The 24035-nt window shown below is 64.1% G+C and carries 25 protein-coding genes and 2 pseudogenes; 14 read left to right on the forward strand and 13 right to left on the reverse strand.

Annotated features, from left to right (window positions below):
- The 8 genes and pseudogenes from VNW74_RS19340 to VNW74_RS19375 all read left to right on the forward strand — a co-directional run.
- A pseudogene (locus tag VNW74_RS19340) lies at positions 1-606 on the forward strand (hypothetical protein); the annotation flags it as partial.
- Positions 603-1343, forward strand: a complete 741-nt coding sequence (locus VNW74_RS19345; protein ID WP_325679716.1) for an SDR family NAD(P)-dependent oxidoreductase — start codon at positions 603-605, stop codon at positions 1341-1343. The pseudogene VNW74_RS19340 and the gene VNW74_RS19345, both read left to right, overlap by 4 nt.
- Before the next feature lie 11 nt (positions 1344-1354).
- The gene (locus tag VNW74_RS19350; protein WP_325679718.1) at positions 1355-2287 is read left to right on the forward strand and encodes an alpha/beta hydrolase; all 933 of its coding nucleotides are present in this window, start codon (positions 1355-1357) and stop codon (positions 2285-2287) included.
- A gap of 24 nt (positions 2288-2311) precedes the next feature.
- Positions 2312-3472 carry an acyl-CoA dehydrogenase family protein gene (locus VNW74_RS19355; RefSeq protein WP_325679720.1) on the forward strand — a complete coding sequence of 387 codons (1161 nt, stop codon included), beginning with the start codon at positions 2312-2314 and terminating at the stop codon, positions 3470-3472.
- Entirely contained in the window at positions 3469-4461 is a 993-nt protein-coding gene (locus VNW74_RS19360) for an acyl-CoA dehydrogenase family protein (RefSeq protein ID WP_325679722.1), read from the forward strand. Before VNW74_RS19355 ends, VNW74_RS19360 begins: the two co-directional genes overlap by 4 nt.
- Before the next feature lie 46 nt (positions 4462-4507).
- A complete protein-coding gene (locus tag VNW74_RS19365) occupies positions 4508-5302 on the forward strand; it encodes an SDR family oxidoreductase (protein ID WP_325679724.1) in 795 nt (264 codons plus the stop codon).
- 37 nt (positions 5303-5339) lie between these two features.
- Positions 5340-6143, forward strand: coding sequence for an enoyl-CoA hydratase/isomerase family protein (locus tag VNW74_RS19370; RefSeq protein ID WP_325679726.1), 804 nt, complete (start codon positions 5340-5342; stop codon positions 6141-6143).
- A 43-nt stretch (positions 6144-6186) separates the two neighbouring features.
- Positions 6187-7353, forward strand: coding sequence for an NADH-ubiquinone oxidoreductase-F iron-sulfur binding region domain-containing protein (locus VNW74_RS19375; protein ID WP_325679728.1), 1167 nt, complete (start codon positions 6187-6189; stop codon positions 7351-7353).
- Positions 7354-7363: 10 nt separating this feature from the next.
- Here VNW74_RS19375 and VNW74_RS19380 read toward each other — a convergent pair whose 3' ends face one another.
- Entirely contained in the window at positions 7364-7957 is a 594-nt protein-coding gene (locus tag VNW74_RS19380) for a TetR/AcrR family transcriptional regulator (RefSeq protein ID WP_325679730.1), read from the reverse strand.
- 114 nt (positions 7958-8071) lie between these two features.
- On the opposite strand from VNW74_RS19380, the gene VNW74_RS19385 reads away from it, so the two are divergent.
- From VNW74_RS19385 to VNW74_RS19410, 6 genes are all read left to right on the forward strand, one after another.
- Positions 8072-8806, forward strand: a complete 735-nt coding sequence (locus tag VNW74_RS19385) for an enoyl-CoA hydratase/isomerase family protein (RefSeq protein ID WP_325679733.1) — start codon at positions 8072-8074, stop codon at positions 8804-8806.
- A 132-nt stretch (positions 8807-8938) separates the two neighbouring features.
- The gene (locus VNW74_RS19390) at positions 8939-9109 is read left to right on the forward strand and encodes a ferredoxin (protein ID WP_325679766.1); all 171 of its coding nucleotides are present in this window, start codon (positions 8939-8941) and stop codon (positions 9107-9109) included.
- Between the two features lie 51 nt (positions 9110-9160).
- Positions 9161-9907: a Phenylacetic acid catabolic protein gene (locus VNW74_RS19395; protein ID WP_325679735.1), complete on the forward strand. Its 747-nt coding sequence runs from the start codon at positions 9161-9163 to the stop codon at positions 9905-9907.
- Positions 9907-10140 (forward strand): ferredoxin, encoded by a 234-nt coding sequence (locus tag VNW74_RS19400; RefSeq protein ID WP_325679738.1) that lies wholly within the window; start codon positions 9907-9909, stop codon positions 10138-10140. The genes VNW74_RS19395 and VNW74_RS19400 overlap by 1 nt, the downstream gene beginning before the upstream one ends.
- A 4-nt stretch (positions 10141-10144) precedes the next feature.
- Positions 10145-10981: a citryl-CoA lyase gene (locus tag VNW74_RS19405; RefSeq protein ID WP_325679740.1), complete on the forward strand. Its 837-nt coding sequence runs from the start codon at positions 10145-10147 to the stop codon at positions 10979-10981.
- A gap of 211 nt (positions 10982-11192) precedes the next feature.
- Positions 11193-12458 (forward strand): cytochrome P450, encoded by a 1266-nt coding sequence (locus VNW74_RS19410; protein WP_325679742.1) that lies wholly within the window; start codon positions 11193-11195, stop codon positions 12456-12458.
- Between the two features lie 22 nt (positions 12459-12480).
- Here VNW74_RS19410 and VNW74_RS19415 read toward each other — a convergent pair whose 3' ends face one another.
- The 12 genes and pseudogenes from VNW74_RS19415 to VNW74_RS19470 form a co-directional block, all read right to left on the reverse strand.
- Positions 12481-13341, reverse strand: a complete 861-nt coding sequence (locus tag VNW74_RS19415; RefSeq protein ID WP_325679744.1) for an alpha/beta hydrolase — start codon at positions 13339-13341, stop codon at positions 12481-12483.
- Positions 13342-13375: 34 nt separating this feature from the next.
- Positions 13376-14533 carry a thiolase family protein gene (locus tag VNW74_RS19420; RefSeq protein WP_325679746.1) on the reverse strand — a complete coding sequence of 386 codons (1158 nt, stop codon included), beginning with the start codon at positions 14531-14533 and terminating at the stop codon, positions 13376-13378.
- Positions 14534-14583: 50 nt separating this feature from the next.
- On the reverse strand, positions 14584-15348 hold the full coding sequence (locus VNW74_RS19425) for a glucose 1-dehydrogenase (protein WP_325679748.1): 765 nt from the start codon (positions 15346-15348) through the stop codon (positions 14584-14586).
- Complete coding sequence (locus VNW74_RS19430) at positions 15348-15728, reverse strand: SCP2 sterol-binding domain-containing protein (protein ID WP_325679750.1); 381 nt, start codon at positions 15726-15728, stop codon at positions 15348-15350. The genes VNW74_RS19425 and VNW74_RS19430 overlap by 1 nt, the downstream gene beginning before the upstream one ends.
- 54 nt (positions 15729-15782) lie before the next feature.
- Positions 15783-17243 (reverse strand): aldehyde dehydrogenase family protein, encoded by a 1461-nt coding sequence (locus tag VNW74_RS19435; protein ID WP_325679752.1) that lies wholly within the window; start codon positions 17241-17243, stop codon positions 15783-15785.
- Positions 17240-18886 (reverse strand): AMP-binding protein, encoded by a 1647-nt coding sequence (locus VNW74_RS19440; RefSeq protein WP_325679754.1) that lies wholly within the window; start codon positions 18884-18886, stop codon positions 17240-17242. The genes VNW74_RS19435 and VNW74_RS19440 overlap by 4 nt, the downstream gene beginning before the upstream one ends.
- 254 nt (positions 18887-19140) lie before the next feature.
- Positions 19141-19488, reverse strand: coding sequence for a MaoC/PaaZ C-terminal domain-containing protein (locus tag VNW74_RS19445; RefSeq protein ID WP_325679756.1), 348 nt, complete (start codon positions 19486-19488; stop codon positions 19141-19143).
- Positions 19485-19955, reverse strand: coding sequence for a hypothetical protein (locus VNW74_RS19450; RefSeq protein ID WP_325679759.1), 471 nt, complete (start codon positions 19953-19955; stop codon positions 19485-19487). The genes VNW74_RS19445 and VNW74_RS19450 overlap by 4 nt, the downstream gene beginning before the upstream one ends.
- Positions 19956-20065: 110 nt before the next feature.
- On the reverse strand, positions 20066-21166 hold the full coding sequence (locus tag VNW74_RS19455) for a hypothetical protein (RefSeq protein ID WP_325679760.1): 1101 nt from the start codon (positions 21164-21166) through the stop codon (positions 20066-20068).
- 48 nt (positions 21167-21214) lie between these two features.
- Positions 21215-22102 carry a hypothetical protein gene (locus tag VNW74_RS19460; protein WP_325679762.1) on the reverse strand — a complete coding sequence of 296 codons (888 nt, stop codon included), beginning with the start codon at positions 22100-22102 and terminating at the stop codon, positions 21215-21217.
- Positions 22099-23742, reverse strand: coding sequence for a PEP-utilizing enzyme (locus VNW74_RS19465; RefSeq protein ID WP_325679764.1), 1644 nt, complete (start codon positions 23740-23742; stop codon positions 22099-22101). The genes VNW74_RS19460 and VNW74_RS19465 overlap by 4 nt, the downstream gene beginning before the upstream one ends.
- A gap of 48 nt (positions 23743-23790) precedes the next feature.
- Positions 23791-24035: pseudogene (locus tag VNW74_RS19470) on the reverse strand (hypothetical protein); the annotation flags it as partial.

The raw sequence follows: 24035 nt of genomic DNA on the forward strand, positions 1-24035 counted from the left end.
TCGGTGACCCCAGCCGCTGTCGTCGAAGTCATGCCCGACGGTGTGATTGACGCCACCGGGACCTTCCACGAACTCGATGTACTCATCCTTGCGACAGGGTTCAAAGCGACCGAGTACTTGCGGACCCTCAACGTGCGGGGCCGCGGCGGGCGGTCACTGAAATCGGTGTGGGCCGGTGAACCATCAGCATTCCTGGGCATGACAGTCCCGGGGTTCCCGAACTTCTTCATTGTCTACGGGCCCAACACCAATGGCGGTTGGTCGGTGATGACACAGCTGGAACGCCAGGCCGAGGTGATCGCCAGAGCCGCCGCCAAAATCGCGCGGGGCCGAGCCGACATCATCGACACCCGACCGCAGGCGGCCGCCTGGTTCGACTCGTGGGTACAGCGCCAGATCGCTGACAAACTCAGCTCGACCACCGCCGGCGCGTGCCACAACTACTATCACTCCGCGGCCGGCAAAAACGTTACCCAATGGCCGTTGTCGCACACCGCCTACTGGGCAGCCCTGCGGGTGTTCCCGTTGTGGGGGTTCGTCACGACCCGCTCCGACCGGCGTCGGGCGGCCGAGCCGTTACGAGCCCGTGCGGACGCAGCGCAGTGACCGTCACCTTCGATTTCGCCGGCCGGACGGCGGTGATAACTGGTGCCGCGCAGGGCATCGGGCTCGCGTTGGCCCAGATGTTCTGGAAGGCCGGTGCGCGGGTGGCGGTCGCCGACTGGGACGGCGAGCAGTTGGCGGCGAAATGGGGTACGGCAACCGACACCGTCTTACCGATACGCGTGAATGTCGCCGACGCATCGGCCGTCGAGCACGCGGTAGATCAGGTCGTCGGCTGGTCCGAGGGTATCGACATCGTCGTGAATAACGCCGGGATCGCCCGCGACGCGGTGGTCTGGAAGATGACCGACGAGCAGTGGAAGGCTGTCCTGGACGTTCATCTCGACGGGACATTTCACTTGACCCGCGCCAGCGTGCCGCTGATGCGCGCCCAAGGCTACGGCCGCATCATCAATGTGACCTCCTACACCGGCCTGCACGGCAACATCGGACAGTCAAACTATGCCGCTGCGAAGGCAGCCATTGTCGGCTTCACCAGGGCAGTCGCCAAGGAGACCGCCCGGATGGGCATCACCGTCAACGCCATCTCGCCCAGCGCGGCCACCTCGATGGTCGCCGCCATGCCGCCCGACAAGCTCGAACAGGTCGAGGCCTCCATCCCGATGGGCCGCATCGCCAGCGCCGATGAAATCTGCAGCAGCGTAGGGTTTTTGGCCTCGGAAGAGGCCGGCTACATCACCGGCGTGGTTCTGCCCGTGGACGGAGGGCTGGCAATCTGATGGGGCCGTCGGTGTCGCCGCCGAAGAGGAAAGAAGACGGCTTCGTATCCAGCGAAATGCTGCTGGCGCACGACATCTGGCGGGATTTCGCGACGTCCGCCGCCCAGCTTACGCTTGGCGAAACGCGCAGAGCACTAGACCAGCTCATGCTTTCGTTCGGCGCGCCGCAGGACGTCGTGGCAAGCTCAACCGAGCTTGGCGGACTGCCGGTCGTCGACGTCGTGGTGGCCCGCGAGAACCCGAATCGCGTGATCCTATGGTTGCACGGCGGGGCGTATTGCATGGGCAGCGCGACGGGATACCGGCACTTCGGCGCCCACCTCGCCCGGGTCGCAAACGCGCGGGTGATTTTGCCGGAATATCGTCTTGCTCCCGAGTATCACTATCCCGACGCCGTCGACGACGCCTGCACGGCGTATCTCGCGTTGCGCGCCGGGGCTGACGGTCGTGAAACGGTCATCCTCGCAGGAGATTCGGCGGGCGGCGGTCTGGCCATGGCGACAGTGCTTCGCCTTCGCGAGCGGGGTCATGTGTTGCCCGCCGGTTGTGTACTTCTGTCGCCCTGGCTGGACTTGACGCTTTCAGGTTCGACTCTGGTCTCCCACGCCGACCTCGATCCCTTGCTCAGCAGGGCGATGCTGGCGGGCGCGTGTCGGACCTATCTCAACGGCGCCGACAGCGGCTCGGCGCTGCTGTCACCCTTAGATGCGGACCTGTCAGGGCTTCCACCGATGCTGATCCAGGTAGGCGAGCGCGAAGTACTGCTGGACGACTCGAGACGCCTCGCCGAACGCGGCGCCGCACAGGGGATCCCGGTCACATTGCAGGTGGAACCCGCCGCCCCGCACGTTTTTCAATTGTTCGCGTCATTTCTCCCGGAGGCCCGTTCAGCCCTGCGACGGATCGGGGAGTTCATCGGCGCCGCGACGGCAAGGCCAACCTAACGCCCCGACAGAAGGGAACAGTCGGTGAGCCACGCACACCCTCGCGCCGCCGAGGCGGGCGACGCGGAACAGTTCCGTGCTCATGCCAAAGCGGTGTTCGGTGATGTCGCACGCAAGGTCGGCTGGAGGACACGAGCCGCGGCAGGCACCGGCGACAACTACGATCGCGAGCGACGCCGCGACTTCGACCGGCTTCTGGCGGAGGCGGGATGGGCCGGGATTGCCATTCCGAAGGAATTCGGCGGCGCGGGACGCGGTTTGGCCGAGTTAGCTGTCGTTTCTGAAGAGCTTGCAGCACTGGGCATTTCGACGCCATTCAACCGGGTGGCATTGGGCATCGTGGCTCCCGCACTGATGCTGTTCGGCACCGACGGTCAGAAGACGCGCTACATCAACCCCATGCTGTCCTGCGACGAAATATGGTGTCAGGGATTCTCGGAGCCCGACGCAGGTTCCGACCTGGCCGCCCTGCGAACTTCGGCTGAACGCACTGACCGGGGCTGGTCGATCAGCGGGACCAAAGTGTGGACCACGTTGGCCCACGACGCCGACTACTGCTTGCTGCTGGCACGGACGAGCATCGAGGCAACCAAGCACAAGGGCATCACGGCCTTTCTGGTACCGATGGACCAACCGGGCGTGTCCGTCGCGCCGATCACGCAACTCAACGGCGAACAAGATTTCGCCCAGGTACTTTTCGACGGTGCCACCGCGGCCACCGACGCGGTCCTCGGACGCATCGGTGAAGGGTGGAAGGTCGCGATGGCTGCCCTGTCCTACGAACGCTCCCTGCACCTGCTTCAGAGACAGCTCAGGCTGAGCCGAATGGCGGCCGAGCTCGGCACGTCGGTGAATTGGTCACAGGCTGAGGGCGGCGCCAAGGACCGGATGTTGGACGCGATCATCGCCATCCGCAGCCTGGAATGTTCCGTGCAGACTCAGCTCGGGGTCCTCAACGCCGGCGGTCAGGTGGGCGTCGAGGCCAATGCGTCAAAAGTGTTGTGGAGTGAGACATATCAGGCCGTGGCCCGACTCGGCCTGGACCTTGCGCTCGCCGGGCTTGGTCCCAACGTGGCGGCATGGTCTGACGAGTACTACGCCAGCCTCGCCACCAGCATCTACGCCGGGACGAACCAGGTTCAACGCACGATTGTCGCCGAGCGTGCGTTGGGGTTGCCCCGGTGAGTGCCGCGCTATCGTTTGACGACGAGGTTGACGACCAAGTCGCAGCCGCGGTCGCCGACGTTGCGCGTGCAGTGTTCGCCGGACACGCCGCAACGCCCCGCGCCGACCTCCTGGGAGCGCTCGGAAAGTCCGATTTGCTCGGACTCGGCGTACCGCAGGATCAGGGTGGCAGCGGTGGCAGCGCGTTGCTTGCCGGTCTGGTCGCCGAGCAGGCGGGCGTGGCGCTGACCCCTCCAGACGTCCTGCACCAATGGGTCGGCGTGGTGGCGCTGGCCGCAGCGGGCGCGGATGTCGAGGACATCGCCGCGGCTTCGGCGGGGACCCTGCCGATCATGGTCGGATTCACCGCAGCCACGGCCAGCGAGGTATCGGTCCCGTTCGTCGTCGATGCCGATCTTTTGTTGCTGTGCACCGACAGCGGGCTCGTCACGTCGCCGGAAGTCGCGGTCGATCCAACCCGGCGCGCCGCCGATTGCTGGAACGCTCCAGACTGGTGGGAGACGACCCTCGCCGTATCTCCGACGGCATCGACGGTGCCGTGGCAGGCAAGGTCGCATCGTGATGTCTGCAATTTTGCGGGTGCGCTCGCCGCGATGTACATGATCGGCGCCGCCGCCGAACTGCTCAGGCAGACGGCCGCCTACGCCGGTGTGCGCACCCAGTTCGGTGCCCCCATCGGCAGCTTTCAAGCCGTCAAACACGCCCTGGCCGACGCGTGGATCGGCCTTCACCATGCCCGCGAACTGGCGGTTGGGGCATTGAAGGGTGGAGCCGGAGGCCTCGATGATTTGTCCCTGGCGGCGCTGGCCGCCGGGTCGGCGGCCCAGGGATCCGCCGAGCGTTGCCTACAGGCGATGGGTGGCATCGGCTTCACCTGGGAGTCCGACGTCCACCGTTACCTGAAAGCCATTGTCCGGCTGCGGCATTGGCCGCTTCCCGAGCAACGGCGGCGCGGGGAACTACGGGCCGCGCTGCTGCCATCGCGTTGACTACCCGCAGAACACCTGGTATTAACTAACTGACCGTTAAACGAATATGGGGAAGCTGGTGTCGCAGGCAAAGCCGAACTATCCCGCGGGTCACGACATCCTCGCGGGCCGCACCGTGGTGATCACCGCGGCCGCCGGCACCGGCGTCGGCTTTGCGACCGCAAAGCGGTGTGTCGAAGAAGGTGCGCGGGTGGTGATCAGCGATCGCCACGAGCGGCGACTGGGGCAAGCTGCCGAGCAACTGTCCCAGATCGCCGCTGTGCCGGTGGTAGGGGTCCCGTGTGATGTCACCGTCCAAGGCGATGTGGATCGACTCTTCCAGACGGCGACCGCCGAAATCGGCCACATCGATGTCCTGGTGAACAACGCGGCGCTGGGAATCATGAGCTCGATCGTGGACATGAGCGACGAGACCTGGTTCAAAGTCCTCGACGTCACACTCAACGGAACGTTCCGCTGCACGCGAGCGGCGTTGCGGCACATGATCCCCCGGTCGTCAGGGGCCATTGTCAATCTCGCGTCCGTCGTCGGCTGGCGGGGCGACGCCAACGCCGCGCCCTACGCCGCCGCCAAGGCCGGGGTTATGGCTTTGACCCGCAGCGCGGCCCGAGAAGCGGGCCCGTCAGGTGTCCGCGTCAACGCCGTGGCCCCCAGCATCGCGATGCACGAGTCATTGTCGAAGGCGTGGGACGCCGCCACTCTCGAAGAGCTGCTCAAACAAGAAATATTCGGTCGGGGCGCCGAGCTGTGGGAAGTCGCCAACACCATCGTCTGGTTGGCCAGCGACTATTCGTCGTACCTGTCCGGTGAATCCATTTCTGTCAGCAGCCAACACCCGTAGCCGCCCGAGCGATCCATCCATGCCAACAGGAGGCAACATGTCCGACCCGTATGACCAGTATTCAAGCTTGGGTTTCGAGCGGCCCGCAGACGGCGTCCTCAAGATCATCCTGAGTGGTCCCGGCCTGAACTCGGTGTCTCGCGACGTTCACCGCGAGCTCGCCGACGTATGGCTGACCGTGGATCGCGACCCCCAGACCCGCGTCGCACTCATTGTCGGAGAAGGACGGGCCTTCTCAGCGGGCGGTAGTTTCGACCTGATTGACTCGGTCAGTTCTGATTATCAGGCGCGGACCGCTGTCATGCGCGAGGCCCGCGACCTGGTGATGAACATCATCAACTGCACGAAGCCGGTGGTGTCGGCCATCCACGGTGCCGCGGTGGGCGCCGGCCTTGTCGCCGGGTTACTGGCGGACGTGTCGATAGTCGGACGCACCGCGAGGATCATCGACGGACACACTCGCCTGGGCGTCGCGGCGGGGGACCACGCGGCGATCTGCTGGCCGATCCTGTGCGGGATGGCAAAGGCGAAGTACTACCTTCTGACCTGCGATGTGCTCACCGGCGAGGAGGCCGAGCGCATTGGCCTGGTCTCCCTGTGTGTCGATGACGACCAGGTTCATCAACGCGGATTGGACATCGCCGTCCAGCTCGCCGCCGGAGCGCAAAACGCCCTGCAATTCACGAAATACGCGCTGAACAACTACTACCGATCGTTCGGCCCGATCTTCGACGCTTCCCTTGTCTATGAGTTCTACGGCTTCGGTGGCCCCGACGTTCTCGAAGGCGTGGCCTCGCACCGAGAACGCCGCAACCCGAATTTCATTTCGTCAGCGACCTGATCCAATGTCCGCTCTGCGCAACGCAGACGCCACGGTAGCCACGGTGGCCACCGTTGACTGTCCTCGCCTGTTGGGCCCGGCTTCGGGCTTGGGATCCGGCCTTGCGGCCGCGATCACGCAGCCCGCCAAGGTCGTTGAGCTTCTCGATGCCGCCGATGTCCGCGGTCGCGGAGGGGCGAACTTTCCCACCGCGACCAAGTGGCGTCTGGCGATGAGCCGGCCGGGGCCGCGGGTCGTGGTCGGCAACGGCGGTGAACACGAACCGGGCAGCGTCAAGGACGCCTACCTGCTTTCCGAGCACCCTGACATGGTGCTGGAGGGCCTCCGCATCGCTGCCGCGGTCCTTGGTGCCGGTAAGGCCGCGCTGCTTCTCGCTAGTCGACTCGCCGGACTGGCTCCCCGCCTCGAAGACACAGCTGAAGAGCTGGTCAAACTCGTTCCGGACGGCCCACCCGTTGACATCGTCGTCGGGCCTGACGACTACCTGGTCGGCGAGGAGACCGCCCTCATCGAAGTCCTCGAAGGTAAGCCCGCCAGGCCAAGGTTCCGGCCGCCGCTTGTCGGAGTGCGCGGCTACTGGAGTTATCCCACCGTCGTGCAGAACGTGGAGACGCTGGCCAACGTTGCCTGGGTGATGCGGGCCTGCGCACGCCACGAGCCGGCGCCCGCAGTCGACACGTTCCTGTGGACGGTGTGGGGGACCGGCCGCGAACCCGTCGTCGGCGAGTCCCGCTTCGGCACGTCGGTCGGTGCGCTTCTCACGGCGGCGGGAGTTCAGCAGTGGCAAGCAGTGACCCTGGGCGGCTACTCCGGCGGCGTGCTGCGGGCCTCCGAAGCCTCGACCCCGCTGATACCCGCGCAGTTGACGGGCGAGGGTCTTTCACTGGGCTCGGCCTCTTTTCGCGTGATCGGCGAAAACGAGTGCCTCGGCGCGCTCGCCGAGGAGGTTCTGACCTTCTTCGCCCAGGAGTCATGCGGCCAGTGCGTCCCATGCAGCCGCGGGCTGCACGATTCGGCTGCTGTCCTGGGCGGTGGTGCGTCGGTGCAGATACCCAGCCTTGACGCCGTCGACGAATATATGACAGAGCTGCCGGGGCGCGGCGCGTGTCGACTACCGGACGCGGCTAGCGCAACATATCGGGCGTTGTGGGCTCGCTTCAGTGCCCAGATCGTCGCCCATCACGACAAACAGTGCAGCTGCCACCGGTGACGTCATCAAGTCAATTGCTGAAAGCGCCGTAGTCGATCATCTTGAGAAACTCCTCGCCGATCGTCTCGACGTCATAGTGTTCGTGGCTGTACCAGCGGTAGACCCAGTTGCACATTCCCAGGACCGCCAGCGACGCGAGTCGAGGGTCAAGATCGGCACGGAATGTACCCTCCTTGATCCCATCCTCGAAGATGTCCTGGACGGCGATTTCGAACTTGCGCTGCCTGCTGACGATCCTGCGCGCACGCGCTTCCTTGCGCAGCGAGGTCTCCTGGAAAAGCACCGCAAAGACGGCCATGTTCTCGGCGATCGAGGCGACGCCGCCGCGGACGAAGCGTTCCAGACGTTCCTTGGCCCCCATCGACGAATCGGTGACAATGGTGGTCTCGTAGGCGAATTCCAGTGCCTGATCACAGATGTCGAAGAGGATCTCCTCCTTACGTTTGTAGTAGTAGTAGATGGCTGCCTTGGTCACCCCCAACGCAGTGGCGAGGTCCTCCATCGACGTTTGGGAATATCCACGGTCCCGGAAGATTCGAGCAGATTCGGCCAGGATGCGGGTACGTTGTGCTTCGTACCGCTCTTCGTTGCGCATTCGTGCCATACATGAACTCCCAAGTTCCGGACACGCCCCTTGACTGGGCCGCCCCGGTCAGTATGTTACTAGCTGCCCGGTGAATTATAGGGAAGGGCGGCGTTGGGTTACGACACTCTCGGGGTGACGACGGACGGCGCCGTGGCAACCATCAGGCTTGACCGGCCCGATCGCGCCAATAGCGTCAACGTCCGAATGGTCACCGAACTACACGACGCGGTAGCCGAACTGGCAGCGGCTAGCGCGGTCCGTGTCGTCATTCTCACCGGATCTGGGCGGTGGTTCAGCCCGGGCGGGGATGTCAAGGCATTTGAGAACGGCGAGTTCGCCGCTGAGGTCGAACAGGGCTACGACCCCCGGAGTTGGCGCATACCCGAGCTGCTGCACGGGATGCCGCAGATCACGATCGCCGCGGTGAACGGGCCCTGCGCCGGAGCGGCCTTCGGCTGGGCCTGCGCCTGCGATATCCGGGTAGCGGCGCGCAGTGCGACGTTCTCGACCGCCTTCCTCGGTCTGGGCCTATCGGGTGACATGGCCGTGCCGTGGACGCTGTCGCGCATCATCGGCAGCGGTCCAGCGAGGTGGCTGTCGTTCATTCCCGATCGCTTCGGCGCCGATCGTGCCTACGAACTCGGCCTGGTCAGCCAACTGTTCGACGACGAGGCACTCTCCGCCGAAGTCGCGGCGCTGGCCCGGCGGCTCACTCGCTACGACGGCCAAGCGCTTCAGCGCCTCAAACAGCATTACCTGATCGCGGAGACCTCGACGCTGCCGGAGTCGAGCGACGTCGAGATCAAGAGCATGGATCTGCGGCAGATGGCGGCAGCCTTTACAAAGCCCGCGTCCGACCGCGGGTGACACAAACTCACCTGCTTGCCCTATAACTGGCCCTCCGGTAAACTAATAAGGTGCTCAGCAATGCTTCGAGAGCGCCATCGATCGAGGGAGGCCGATCAAGTGCCACGCGTTGAGCCAATTGGCACGTTGTGTATGGGGCACGGAATGTGCGTTGAGCTTGCGCCGGAAGTGTTTGAGCTGTCCTACGGCTGCGTCGACATCCCGAAGCCGAACATCGACGCCAGCGACCCGGAGCTGGTAGCGAGGGTGCGCCAGGCGGTTTATCGCTGCCCCGCAAAGGCCTTGCTCATCAGTTCCGAGTGAGCCGCACGACCATTCGCCACAGCACACTCGTCAAAGCCAGAGAGGGTTCCCATGGCCACCACTGAAATGCCGATGCGCATCTACGCGCCAGGACAGTTCGAGGCCGACACCCTACCGGGCGGGGAGTACCGAGAACTCGTGATCAGAATGTGCAAGGAAACCGGGGAGATGGCCTCAAACCCGGAGTTTTTGAAAAACGTCAAGATCCTGGCCGACAAGGTCGACCTCGCCCCCACCGCAGCCGACCGAGTCAGGATGGCAAGCTTTTACGCCGATGAGATGCGCCACGGCTACATTTTCGAGTCGCTTCTTGTTGAATTGGGCTACGACACAACGGATCCTGCCAACTACACCAGCATCGAGGCGCTCAATCTGATCGACCAGATCACCACCTGGTGCGACTTGGCCGTTTTCAACGCGATCATGGATCGCGCCGGCGGGATCATGCTTCGTGACTACACCGAATCCAGCTACGGCCCGCTTGGCCGGGCCGGCGCCTGGGTCGCCCGCGACGAACGAGGTCACGCCAACATGGGTGTCACCCACCTGCGCTGGTGCCTGGAGAACCTCGACGACGGGTTCGAGCAAGCCAATAAAAGCCTCAAGCGCTGGTATCCCATGGCCCTTGACTTCTTCGGCCGCAGCAACAGCACACGCCAATGGCGCTACATCGAACTGGGCTTTCGCACCAAGACCAACGAGCAGCTGCGTCAGGAATACACCGAGGAGGTCAACTCGGTTCTCGAGGGCCTCGGCCTGACCATCCCTGATCCCACGGCCAACCGCCACTTCGTGTGATGGATACCCGAATCGTCCGGCCGGGCCTGCAGATCCGAGTCAATCTTGCCCAATGCACCGGTGCCGGCGACTGCGTGAGGGTCTGTCCCGAGGTATTCGTGATGGATCGCTACGGCTATCCCATCGTGCAGCATTCCGTTGACATGCAGGACCGCCAGCTACGGTCCAGGATCATCGAGGCGCGCACCCGCTGTCCTGAACAAGCCATCGTGGTCGAAACGCTTCAGGATTAAGCCCGTGTCCAAGATCCGGTCGGATATCGCCTGGAGCACCCCGGACCGGATCACGATCCGCGGCAAGGATCTGCCTGGCGAGATTCTCGGCAAGATGAATCTGGCCGAATTCTCCTTCTTTCAGCTGACTGGCAGCGAACCCACCACCGGTCAGTCACGTGTCTACAACGCGATTCTGATCGCGTTGGTGGAGCACGGCCTGACGCCCAGCGCCCTGGCTGCCCGGCTGACCTACGCCGGCGCTCCCGAGTCGCTACAGGCGGCCGTCGCTGCAGGCCTCTGCGGGCTGGGCAGCGTGTTCGTCGGAACCACCGAGGGCGCCGCGGTGATGCTCCACCAGGCACTCGCCGAGGATGACGGCACCCTGGACCTCGCCGAGACCGCAGCCAGGATCGTCGCCGACTTCGGCGCCCGTGACGCGATCATTCCCGGCTTGGGCCACCCCTTTCACAAGCCAATCGACCCCCGCACGCCGCGCTTGTTTGAGATTGCCGCCGACAACGGGCTCTCGGGCCGCTACGTCGAGCTCATCCAGCGGGTCGGCCATGAGGCCGAGAAATCAATGGGCAAGCCACTGCCGGTAAACGTCACCGGTGCCATTGCGGCGCTGACCGCCGAACTGGGAATTCCGCCACGCATCGTCCGCGGGCTGGGCGTGATGGCCAGGGCCATCGGGCTTGTCGGACACCTTCTTGAAGAAAGCACACAACCGCTCGCGCTGGAACTCTGGCACCGCACCGACAGCGAGGCCAGCGCGCATCTACGCCCGCACCCGCCACAGACCGCGCCGGAAACTGCCCACCGCAGCGGTGGTCCTGGATCGCTCAACGAGCCGACATGACGCTGCGCGCGCTCGTAGCCGTGCGCGACATGCGGCGCGGGTCAACGTATCCGCAATTTCATGCCGAAGAAACCCTCCCGCGCGGCGGGCGAATACGTTATCTTACTATCCATCCGGTCAATTTTTGGTGCGGTCGGCAGCGCCCAACGGCAGCATCGCGACGCGGACGCGTAAACCCGCAGCCGACCCCACCACGACGAGAGGGCTGCTCATGGTAGATACCCAAGCCGGCGTGGCGCCGCAGCTGGACGGTTACGACCCCACCAATCCAATGGAGTTCGTCAATCCTTTCCCCTCGTGGGCCCGGGCACGGGGGGAAGCGCCTGTCTTCTTCAACGAGACGCTCGGCTACTGGCAAGTCACCCGGTATGAGGACATCGCGACGGCGGCGCGCGACACCAAAGCTTTTAGCTCCGAGGGCTTCTTCTCAACCGTGCACATCTTCGAGGAGAACCGCGACCTCATCCCCAAGGGGCTGGCGATCTGGACCCCCGCGCTGGTCAACGCCGACCCGCCCGCCCACACCGGAGTCCGCAAGGCGAGCGATCCGGCGTTTCGCAAGTCGCGGATCTCGGCCCTCGAAGACTCGATCCGCGCGCAGGCCAACGAGCTGATCGACAAGTTCGTCGATGACGGTCAGACCGAACTGGTCGAGAGCTTCAGCGTTCCGCTCCCGTTGATCACCATTGCGCACATCCTCGGGCTGCCCGCCGACCGCTACAACATGACCGAAATGCGCCGCTACTCAGACGAACTGGTGGCGTCGGTCAACCCGCACATGACCCAGGCTGAACAGCGCGAGCTGTTCCAGCACTACGGCGGGTTCTACCAGTACTGCGAAGATGCGATCAACCATGCCCGCAACAATCCGGGCGACACGGTGCTGTCCGACCTGGTGACCGCTGCCGCCACCGTCCACAGAGAAGAGCTCAGCGACCAGGTGCTCGTCGGCGTGGTGGCCACATTGATCTTCGGTGGCAACGAGACCACCCGCAACATGATCACCACCGCGATCATGTGTTTGCTCCACAATCCCGAGGCGCTCGATCGCGTGCGCGAGGATCCGCAACTGGCGGCGGCGGCCGCTGAAGAGGCCCTGCGGTACAAGTCCTCGATCGCCGGCTTGTTCCGGCTGACCACAGAGGACGTGGAACTTGGTGGCGCGACGATCCCGGCCGGGTCGCTGGTGCAACTGTGCTGGGCGGCCGGCAACCGGGACCCGGAGGTGTTCGACAACCCCGATCAATTCCGGCTGAATCGGCCAAACGCCGTCAAGCATCTCGCATTTGGCCGCGGTGCGCACTCCTGTCTAGGAGCAGCCCTGGCGCGCTTGGAGCTGACAGTCGCGATTCAGGAGCTGCTGTCGCGCCTTCCGAATCTTCGGTTGGTCCGTGAGCCCGAGTTCCCGGCCGATTTCGTCATCAATCCGACGGTCCTCGGTGTGAAACACCTCGAGATTGCGTGGGACCCGAATTGACCGGCCACAGCAGCTAGCAGCACTAAGTGCGAGATCGCAGATCGCGAAGGAACCCTTCGACCGCCACGCAGAATATGTCGTTGTCATCACCGGCGACCATGTGTCCGGCCTCGGCGACGTCGACCATCCGCGAGCCTGGGATGACACTCAGTAATTCACGGGCACCCTCGGCCGTGACGACATCAGATTCGGCGCCGCGAATCAGCAAGGTGGGCACCCGAATTGAGCGGGCAGCGTTCGCGGCGCGCTCAATCACCCCGCGATCGGGCTCACGGCTATTGTGCGCGATGAATGCTGGATCCCAATGCCAGTGCCACCGCCCGTCATCGCCCAATCGGACATTCTTGCGAAGGCCATCAAGATTGGTTGGCCGCTTGCGGTGCGGGTTGTAGGCCGCGATCGCATCGGCGACATCTTGCAGAGAATCAAAGCCGTCCATCCCCGAGCACATGAAGGCGGTAATTTTCTCGATGCCGGCCAGCTCAATCGACGGGGCCACGTCAACAAGGACCAGACCGCGCAGCAGGCCGCCGCTCTCACCCTCGCCGACCAGTGCGGTCATGCCGCCCATCGACGCGCCGATCACTACCGGCTTCTCGCCGACCGCCGCCACAACGGACACCAGGTCCGCAACAAGGCTGTCCATCTCGTAATCGTCGGGCCCGGCGCCCCAGTCGCTGTCGCCGTGTCCGCGGGTGTCCATCGCTATCGCATCCCAGCCGGTTTGTGCCAATCGCTGGCTGGTACGCGACCACGAATGCCGCGTCTGGCCGCCCCCGTGTAGCAGCAACACGGTGCCCACCGGATTCGGGGCGGCCCAGCGGTCGCCGACCAAGCGCACGCCCGCGGATCCGATGACAGTGAACGGTTCAGATTGTGGCACTGGCGATTTAACCGGTTCAGATGTCATCTGTGCGCTAGTCGCGGGAGAGGATGGTGGCCAGTGCCGCAGCGCCATCGGTTCCCAGCCATCCGCCGCCGTTCTGTGCGATGCCGACTCTCGCCTGTGGGACCTGCCGCGAACCGGCGCGCCTGCGCAGCTGATCGGCGAGCTCGACGATCTGGGCGAGGCCGGTCGCGGCGATGGGGTGCCCTCGCGACAGCAGGCCGCCGCCGGGATTGACCGGAATTCGGCCCCGAAGACTGGTCGCGCCGGAGCGCAGTAGGTCGGGACCGCCGCCTGCCGGGCAGAGCCCCATAAGTTCGTAGTCGATCAGCTCAGCGGGTGCCGCGGCGTCGTGCAGCTCGACGATGTCGAGGTCATCGGGTCCCAGGCCGGCTTGGTCATAGGCCATCCGGGTGGCGATCTCGACTGCCTCGGGCTCGTCAGGATCCCGGTCTGTTCCCGATACGAGAATCGATGCCCGTATCCGCACGGCCCTGAAGACCCCGCGGGAAGCCAGCTCGGGGGAGCAGACGATGACCGCGGCGCCGCCGTCGCTGACCGGGGAGCACATCGGCAGGGTCAGGGGGTCGGCGATCGTCCGTGCCGACAGCACGTCCTCGACGGTGGTGGGGTCGGTGAAATGTGCGTAGGGATTGTTAGACCCATTGAAGCGGCTCTTCTCAACAACTTTGGCAAAATCCTCGCGGGTCGCGCCGCTACGTTCCATGTAGTTTCGCGTGTTGCGCGCGTAAAGCTCCATGAACGAGAACGGTGGGGCGCCCTCGTGCACCTCGACACCCGTGCTGATCGCTTGCTGCGCACGCTGTTTGTCTTCGTGCGACATCTTCTCCACCCCAACCGCGATCGCGGCTTCGACCTGACCGGAGGCCACCGCCAGCCAGGCAACATGGAACGCGGTGGATCCTGTGCCGCAAGCATTCTCGACGTTGATCACCGGGACGCCCAGCAGCCCGGTATTGCGCAACGCTAGCTGTCCGCGAATCATCTCCTGGCCGGTCATGATTCCGGCGACGGCGTTTCCGAACACGGCCATGCCGACTTCTTTGACATCGAGCCCGGAGTCCTCGAGGGCGCAGTGCACGACGTACTCGGTCATGTCCCGCACCGTGCGTTCAGGATATCGACCGAACTGGTTGATGCCCGTGCCGCTGATAAACACGTCACGCATGGTTGCTCCAATCCAGTTGGCGGGCGGGCCTTGACTGCGACGCGAAGGCCTCAGTTGAAGAAGACGCCGCCGTCGACGTTGACGATTTGTCCTGTCATGAAGTCGGAGTCGCTCGACGCAAGGAACAACGCGGCGCCGACAAGGTCGGTGGCCTCTTCGGGACGCTTCAGTGTCTGCATGGACACCACCATCTCACCGAGACCCTCCAACTCGGATTCGGCCATCATGTCCTTGCTGGCTTGGGTCATCGTGAATCCCGGCGTGATTGTGTTCACGCAGATGTTGAAGTCACCCAGTTCACGAGCGAGGCCGCGTGTCATGGCGATGACCGCGCCCTTGGAGGCGATGTAGTGCAGGACACCGGCGACTCCGACGAGCGCCGTACCCGAGGAGATGTTGATGATCTTGCCGTACTTCTGCTCCTGCATGGCAGGGGCGACCGCGCGGCATGTCAAGAACATTCCCTTGACGTTGACCGCCATCACCCTGTCCCACTCGTCGAGGTCGAGGTCCTCCCAGTAGGTGAACACCAGCCCGCTGTAGATGGCGGCGTTATTCATCAGCACGTCGATGCGACCGAAGGCCTCCAACGTTTTAGCGGCCATTTCGTTGGCGGAGTCGGGGTTGCTGACGTCGGTATGCAGGCCAATTGCCTCGCCGCCCGCGGCCCTGATCTGCTCCACCGTCTCGGACGAGTCGGCGATCTCGGCCACCGCCACTCTGGCGCCCTCGCGCGCGAACGCCGTGGCGTAGGCCTGACCGATTCCCTTCCCGCCGCCGGTGACGATGGCGACCCTGCCGTCCAGGCGGCCCATCAGACCGTCACCTCGCCGGCATCGATGGCTTCCTCGTAGGAGCTCGTCATGATCTCCACCGGAAGCGCGGTCAATGCAACCACGGACCCCTTCACCTTGAGCTTGCGACGCATGAGCGCCTGAGTCGCCGACAACTTGCCCGCGAACAGCTTGACCCAGTCATCGCTCAGCGCGGTCGCAGTCACGACCGGTGCCGAATCTGGTTCGCCTTCAACAAATTTCGCCCGCCCGCTGGCATCTATATGCCACGTGATGTCCGGATAGTCGATGGTGCCGAACGCCATGGTCTTGTTGGAGCCGTCCAGTCCCCGCATCTGGGGTTTGTCCACCGATCGCGCGAACACCGCGGCGATCGTTGCGTGGTATTTTTCCTTCTCCATGCCAGAACTCCTCCGTTCAGCTGTGTGGACTTTTGCCGCAACCGTTTTCGCCGGTCACTGCATGCGGTTGGTGAGGTAGCGAAATTCCGTGTATGCCTCCAGGCCCGCCACACCGAATTCACGCCCGATCCCGCTTTGTTTGAAACCGCCGAAGGCGCAGCTGATGTCGAGACCGGACATGTTGTGGGCGTTGATCCAGGTGGCTCCGGCCTGCAGCTCGCGACTGAGCGTGAACGCCCGGTCGGCGTCGGCCGACCAGACAGATGAGCCCAAGCCGTAGTCGGTCGAGTTGGCCAGGCGCACCGCCTCGTCCTCGGTGGCGTACGGGATGACCGGCAGGGCGGGGCCGAACTGCTCTTCCAGGACCAGTCGTGTCGAGTGCGGCACGTTGGTGACCACGGACGGCAGCAGGAAATAGCCGTCGTCGGTGTTGATTTCCGCCTGCATCCGGCCCAAGGGCGTAATCGCCGCACCCGCTGCGCGAGCCTCTTCGACAAGCTCGCGGACGCGGTCATACTGCATTTTGTTGTGTACCGGCCCCATCGTGACGTCCTCATCGAGGCCATCGCCGACCACGGTTGCGGCCAGCCCGTCTGACAGCGCCGTGACGAATTCGTCGTGGCGCGACTGCGGGACATAGACACGTTTGATCGCCATGCAGATTTGCCCGGAGGACATGAAGGTTGCGCCGATCAGTTGCTCGATGAAGTCCTCGTCGATCACGACGTCATCGAGCAGGATCGCGGCATCGTTGCCGCCCAGCTCGAGCAGGACGTCCTTCAGGCCCTGCGATGCTTCCCGCATGACGCTCTTGCCGTTCGCGACGCTTCCGGTGAACGACACCTTGCGGATGCTGTCGTGATGGATGAGGGCCTGGGCGACGTCCGCACCCCCGTGAACGACCGACAGGGCGCCCGGCGGGAATAGATGTGCAATCGACTCCACGACACGGGTAATGGCCAGCGGTGTCGTGGGCGCTGGTTTGAGAACAACGGGATTGCCGCAGATCAGGGCGGGGAAGAGCTTGAGCGCCGACAGTCCGACGGGGGCGTTCCACGGGGTGATGGCGGCCACCGGGCCGACCGGCACGCGGGTAGAGATGCGGCGCCCGGCTCCGTCGTCGAGCACCTCGTCGGCGAACACCTGCTCCGCGACGGTATTGATGTATTGGGCCTCGATCTGGGCGAAAGCAAACTCCACGACAGCTTCGGGCAGAATCTTGCCCTGCTCGCGGGTGAGCAGCACGTCCCACCCGAGGTCGCCCGCCTTTTGCTCGATGATCGCTGCGGCCGCCGAGGCGATTGCCACCCGCTCAGCGACGGGGACGGCCGCCCACTCCGGTGCCGCCTTCGCAGCGGCTTGTGCGGCGTCGTCGACGTGTTCCAACGTCGCCACACTCACCCGGCCGACGACCTGAGATGTCTTGGCCGGGTTGCGGATCTCCCATTCTTCCTTGCCCGTGACAGGCTCACCGGCAATGAGACTGAGGGCGCTCTGCTCGGCATATTTGGTCACGATGTGGTCGTTCCTTCGCTGTGGGCTAGCCGGTCTTTGGTCCGGCGGTTGAGGGCGTCGGCCCGCAAGTCGACCTTGCGAACCTTCATCGTCACCGTGCGGGGCAGAGCGGCGACGAACTCGATATAGCGCGGGACCATGTACTTCGGCAGGGATTCCTGCAGGTGAGCCCAGATGTCGTCGGCGGTCGGATTTCTACCGGCGACGGCAACGATGCAGATCTTGACTTCGTCCTCGCCGGTGTCCGACGGGACTGCTATCGCGGCGGACTCCAATACATCCGGGTGCCGGTTGGTGGCGGCTTCGACCTCGTAGGCGGAGATATTCTCGCCGCGGCGGCGGATGTAGTCCTTAAGTCGCTCGACAAAGTAGTAGTTGCCATGCTCGTCGCGCCGGAACCCGTCACCCGTGTGAAACCACCCGTTGCGCCAGGCGTGCGCCGTTTCTTCGGGCATCCGGAAATATCCGGCGTTGAGCGCCCACGGATGGCGTGTCCGGGCCACCAGTTCGCCTATCTGGCCGACGGACACCTCCATGTCGTGCTCGTCGACCAGACGCACCTCCAGGCCCGCCGGTCCGGCCACGGCGCGGCCACACGCCCGATAGTCATCGACGTGTGCGCCCGAAGCGAAAGCCACGCCCAGTTCGGTCATTCCGAACATGGTCCGGGTTCGCACACCGAACCTGAGATCGAATTCCCGATGCTCGGGGATCATCGGCACCGCGAAAAGGGTGCGCAGGGTGTGGTCGGTGTCGTCGTTCCTGGCCGGTTGCTGGTAGAGCGGTGCTGTGAACGCGAAGGCCATCGTTGCGCCGTACCGACGCACATCGGACCAGAACTCCGTTACCGAGTACCGTTTTCGGGTGACCAGCCGTCGACCGGTCAGCGCCATTTGTGCGACGCAGTGCCGGCCCAAGAGATGGTAAAACGGCAGCGCGCAGTAGTAGACCTCGTCGGCCAAGACCTCTTCAAGCGGAAAGGCGCTCCGTGCGGCGGCATCGAGCATTCCCCACGGAATCAGCACCCCTTTGGACGGCCCCGTGGTCCCCGATGTGAAGATGATGCACGCGATATCCCAGGGTTGGGGGGGAGCGAGGTCGGTGATCGGGGTGTCGCCGGCCTGGGCCAGGAAGGTGGCGAAGTCGTCGACTTTGCCGCGCAGCGAGACGGGCAGGTCGTCTGGCGCCGACGGCACGATCAGCCGGTCGACCGCCTGCACGGCAGGGGTGGCCGCCAGGTCGCCGAGCCGGTCGGGTAACGCGATAATGGCGCTTGGCTCAATAAGTTTCAGCGCCGCGTCCAGCATATCGCCGCGGTAATCGGGGTTGGTCGCAACGTCTATGGCGCGGAGCCAGGCCAGCCCCAGCCAGATGGCGACGGCGTCGATTCCGGTGGGCAGCATGGTGACCACCCGGTCGCCGGCGCTGATCCCGGCGGCCGCCAGCGCGGCCGTCCACCGCATCGCGCGGTTGTGCACCTCGCCGTACGTTGCGCTGGGTCCATCGACTTCCTGCAGGAAAGGCGCGTCGGGTGTCAGCGTCGCCTGCCTGGCGATGACTGCCGGGAGCATGGTCTGGGCCGTGCGATCGGGAGTTGGAGTGGACTGCCGCAGGCTTTCGGACACATCGTCGATATTCAGCACCGCGATCGTCCTTTGGTGATGGTTTCGCCGTTTCTGTGGTCGATCCGGTCTGGTGTCCAGTGGGTGCGGCAGCCGCCATGCGCGGGGACCGGGTCGTCGAGGGCGCTTTCCAAGGCCCGACCTCCATCGCACCGATGATTAACTATCTGACAAGTAAATCTAATGAGCGGGGGTGTGCGCGTCAAGCCACCGTCCGCGCAGACAGTGGCGGCGAGTCAGTTTCACCGCCCCGAGACGCGAACAACGCTCGACGCTCAGTAATGCAGTCGCCCCTTGGCAACCACGCCGCCCGCGCTGTCGTTGATTTGTACGGCAACTCGGTCCTGCTCATCGACAACGGAGATCTCAAGGGCTCGGCCTGGCAGAACCGGACCACGCATCTGGATGTCGAACGTGTAGCCGGCGTCGTCGCCTGCCGCGGAGCGCGCCGCCTTGTCCAGCAGACCCATCACAAACAGGCCAGAACCGATGACGCTGGGCAGACCTGCGCGGACGGCGGCCTGGTGGTCGACGTGGATGGGGTTGGGGTCGTCTGTCGCGATCGACATCCGCGCGAAGGCCAGTGCGTCCAGGATCGGAGTTACGTATCGGTAGGCGCTCACGGCGTTGCCTCGATGAAGGTGAACTTCACGGTGCTGATCGGTCGACCGTCTTCGTGGCGATAGGTCGTTTCGATCACGACCAGTCGCCGGGCGGCGCCGCTGCTGGAGACCTTGCTCTCTTCTCCGACATAGCGACACTCGCCAACAACGACGGCGGTCTCGAGCAAGGCTCCGGGTGCTACCTGACCTGTTGCGCCTGCGAAGGCCGTGTGCTCCGGTGACAAGCCCAGCTGATGCACGAAGTCGTCCATGACGCATGTTTGAAAAAAGGCGAGCATCGCCGGCGACGCCAGGCGCGCGGTAAATCCCTGATCGAGTGCGTCGCTCAGGTTGACATACGGTCCCTCGGTCGCCCCGAGTGCCCGTGCAAATCCCGCCGCACAGAGCACGTCGCTGACCCGAAAGGTACGGCGCGCCAGAACGTCCCCGATCTGAGGTTTCGCCGAGGTCTTGACGTCTGCTGACACCGCGTCACCCCCTTACGTTCGTCGCCGATCGGGCCGCCCGGCGGTCGTCCCGATAACTGGAACCTTGACGATAAATATTAAACGGCTGGACGATAAATCGACTGGAGTGATCACCGTAGTAACCCGAATCGCGCACCGAAGGCCGGCAGGTCGTTGACGGTCTTGTAGCCGGGCGTTGACTGCACAACCGCCTCGATTGCGTTGACGCAGCGGGCTGCGGTCATCGCGACAGCGTCGTCGAGGCTGAACCCAGTACCACCAGGAAGAGCCAAGGGAAATTCACCACGGTACGGGGGGAACCCGTCGATTTCGACACGATAGCCTCCTTCGCGCCCCATGTTCGGCCAGTCAGGCGCCATATCCGAACCCATCCGGTTCACGTGATTAATGGACAATCGTGGGTGACCGTTCACCATGCCGATCAGGGACCAACGCAATGCGCCAATGGTGCCCTCCTTGATGACAAGGCCGCTGTTGACCGTGACCGTCCGGGGTGAAAGGTAGTGATCAACCTCGAGCAGCACTTCGTCCACGGTGGCGTCGAATGCCTCCGCCATGGAGTAGATCGCGCCAGCCCACCCCGCTTTGAGCACGGCCGCCGTGGTTGTCGGGATATCTTCGGGAAGTCGGCCAAATCCCATTCCCAGCATGACATCTGGAGCCGGGTAGTTGGAGTAGTCAATGAACTCCCAGGTGCGGATCCGCTCGATTCGCCCGACCACGCTTGACATGGTGATCGCGAGTGCGTCGGTCACGAAGCCAGGATCGATGCCCGTGAAGTAGATACTCGAAGACCCCTTCTGACAGGCTTGGTCGAGCTCTTCGTGCAGCGCCGCGCCGTTGGAGAGCTGCCGCCAGTGCATGCCCGAGGCAATGGAACTGATGACGTTCTTGCCGCCTTCGAGGATGGGCAGGACCGCATCCACCCACTCGCGACCCGGGCTGTTCGGCAGCGTGGGATCGAGCTGGGTTACGTCGCGTGGCATGAACAAGACGCAATCGGCGTCAAGAGCCAGGAGTTGCTCGGCGCTTTGAGTTGCGAAGACTCCCACGGGTTTACGGCCCGCGAGGGTTCCTGCGTCCTGGCCGACCTTCCCATCGGTGAAACACTTGACGCCCACCAGGCTGAGGTCGTCACGGTCAAGGATGTAGCGCAGAGCTTCGATGCCCACTGCTCCTGTGCCCCATTGGATTACACGATGCGTCGTCACGATCCCATCTCCTATGTCGAATCGACGTCTGCCGCTGCCGCCGGACACTCAGGCCAGCGTGCGCAAGAACCCCTGATCCATAATCCCGTAGCCCACCGCACCGTCACTGGTGCGCACTTCGACGAAATCCTGATAGGAGGTGATGGCTTCGGGGCCGGTTGGCCGGTTGAATGGACAGAAGATCTGAGCGTCGGGTACCTCGAAATGCAAACCTAGTGTGGTGTCGTCGTCGAGGTGAAGGTCAAGCTCGGCCACCGATCCGGTCTCGTAGCGACGCCTAACTCTGCTCTCCGAGACAATGTTGTTGCGTGACCCTTTCAGTTGCCCATGAGGGGGTGTCATCCCGTCCCGGACCTTGTATTTCATGGTCGCGACATCGAAGTCGTCGAAAGCAAGCAACGTAGCGTAGTACTCCACCCAAGAGGCGATCTCCTGACGAAATCCCCAGCTGCGGTCGCGAATCACGCCGCCCTCAACTTGGGTGGTTTGGCTGCCGACGGTGATCGTGCCGTTCATCGTGCCCGTGCTCTGATAGTGATGCATCGGTTCTGCCTTGCTGAGCCCGGGCAAAGTGCGCGCTTGCGTGTAGTCGATCGGCTCGCGCACCGGCTCCACGGTGATGTCTACGGTGAAGTCGTCGCACTTGGCGTGCAAGTGACCGGTCAGGTCGAGTGATATGTGGTCGGAGGTGAACGTCATCGGCCCAAGGGGCTCATAGATCTCGGTGAAGCGCTTATCGAGAACGACCGAGCAGCGTGCGAACATCCCTGCGTTAGTCTTGCCGCCTTGCATATGGGTAATGCAATAGAAGGATTGCGCGCGGTCGTAGACCGCCATGAAGACGTTCTCGCGGAAGGGAAGTCCGGCGGGGTCGATGTCCCGATCGGCGTGCGGTGGTTCGGCGAGCGGGCCCCACGGACCTCGTGGGTCAGTCATGACGTCTCCTGTCCGTTGCTTGCGTGCTGAAGGATCGTGATGGTTCCGGTCTTTCCGTCAACTCGACAACGGTCGCCGGTTCGGATACGCCGACTGCCGGTCCCGGTGTTAACCACGCAGGGGACGCCGAGCTCGCGCGCAACGATGGCGGCGTGCGACAGCGCGCCCCCGATGTCGACAACCAGGGCAGCTGAGATGAACATGATCGACGCCCAACTCGGGTCGGTCGACGCGGCGACCAGGATCTCGCCGGGCTCCACTTCGTCGAAGTCGGGGTCGATGACGACGCGTGCATAACCCTCGACGACGCCGGGGGAGACGCCGACCCCGGTGATCACGTCGGATTCGCCGGCGCTGACCGAGAGGTCGATCGGCACTGGTCCGCCCGCCCACTCCGACGGCAGCTCGACCGAAAGGTAGTGGTCATAGCGCGCCCGGCGTCTGGCGATCAGATCCTGGACGTTGGCGGCTCTGGTCGCGGTCACCTCATCGTCGGTGAGAAAGAAGACATCGTCTGGGTCAGCCAAGACACCCTGGGCGGCCAGCAATTCGCCAATTCGGCGCGCAGATGCGCGCAGCACATCGAGCGACATGAGGAAGGCGTCTTTGGCGATGCCGCGCAACGGAATGCGTTGCGCGGCCAGGCGGAACAAGGTCCGCACCAGCGGACGACGTGATGCGGGCAGAGCGGCGAGAATCGCCTGCTCCATTCCACGACGCTGCGCCGCAAGTTGGGCTTCACGGACAAGCGGGTCCTGACTCTCGTCCATCGCGGCGAATTCGACAAGAAAACGCTGTAGGGGACCGTTGTCCTCGCGCCAGGATTTGGCCGAAAGCTCGCCTTCCCGCGGACCGTGATAGCCGTGTCGGGCCACGACGGCCGCCAAGTCAATCTCGCCGCGCGAGGCTTTCCACAAGTCGCCCACGACGGCCGCTTCAGGTACGGACCCGTAGCCGCTGGTCAGCGAAGTTAGGTCGCCGACGCCGGTGCTGACGGTGATGTGATCCAAGGCGTCGTAGATTGGCTGGACTACGCAGAACAGAGCTGTGCCTTGCAGCCGGGTGTTCTGCCAGAAGCGCTCTCGGGCCTGAACAAAGAGGGCCAGCGCGTCGGTCTCGGTCAGGGTGGCAGCAGAGGCACTATTGCGGAGCCACCAGATCTTCGTGTCGGCGGCAGCACGGCGAAGTTGTTGGGGCACCCGCATGAAGGTAAACGGCATCCGCACCGCGATCACTGGATAGCGACGGCGGCTTGGTCGGCCGAGCAGTTCAGCGGGAGCGTTGCCCAGTAGCTGCTCAGCAATGGCGGCTCCGGAGGTTCCCGGAATGCGGTTGCCCATCGTGGCCAGGAAGTCGACTCGGACCGCGCCGCGACCGTAGAACGCACGGGTGAATCGTTGGTCCCGGTCGGCAGGAACCACGCTTTCAGCACGTGTCGCCGCACCGAGGGCGTAAAACCCTCCACGACCTGCGATCTCGGCTCCCACTTCCCAGATGGACCATGTCAGTGGGGTAGCAACTCCCGGCAACGCCTCGCCGATGTTGGCGCGCGTCCAATGGCATCCGGCAGGGCTGGCGGCATGAAGTGGGTCCCACGGCGTCGGTGCGACCACTCCGGAGCCGCTGATGACGTCTGTCATCAACGGCCCTTGACCGGATGGGTCAGCCTCTCGGTGAGGCCACACGACTCAGCCGACATGAGCCGGCTTGGTCGAACCGATCGCTGAGTCTGCGGTAGCGTCCTCAGCTTGCTGCTGGTTGATCGCGCGTAGCACGTAGGCGGTGACCACGGCGATCCATATTGCGAACACCCCCAACGGAAGCCAGTATGCGAAGATCCCGTTCCACGCCAGTGGTCCGGTGTGGAAGTAGGAGATCGCCGTGCCGGGGATGAACAACGTTCCCGCCCAGAGGCTGAAGTAACCCAACCAGC

The organism is Mycobacterium sp. (assembly GCF_035570115.1).
Taxonomy (GTDB): domain Bacteria; phylum Actinomycetota; class Actinomycetes; order Mycobacteriales; family Mycobacteriaceae; genus Mycobacterium.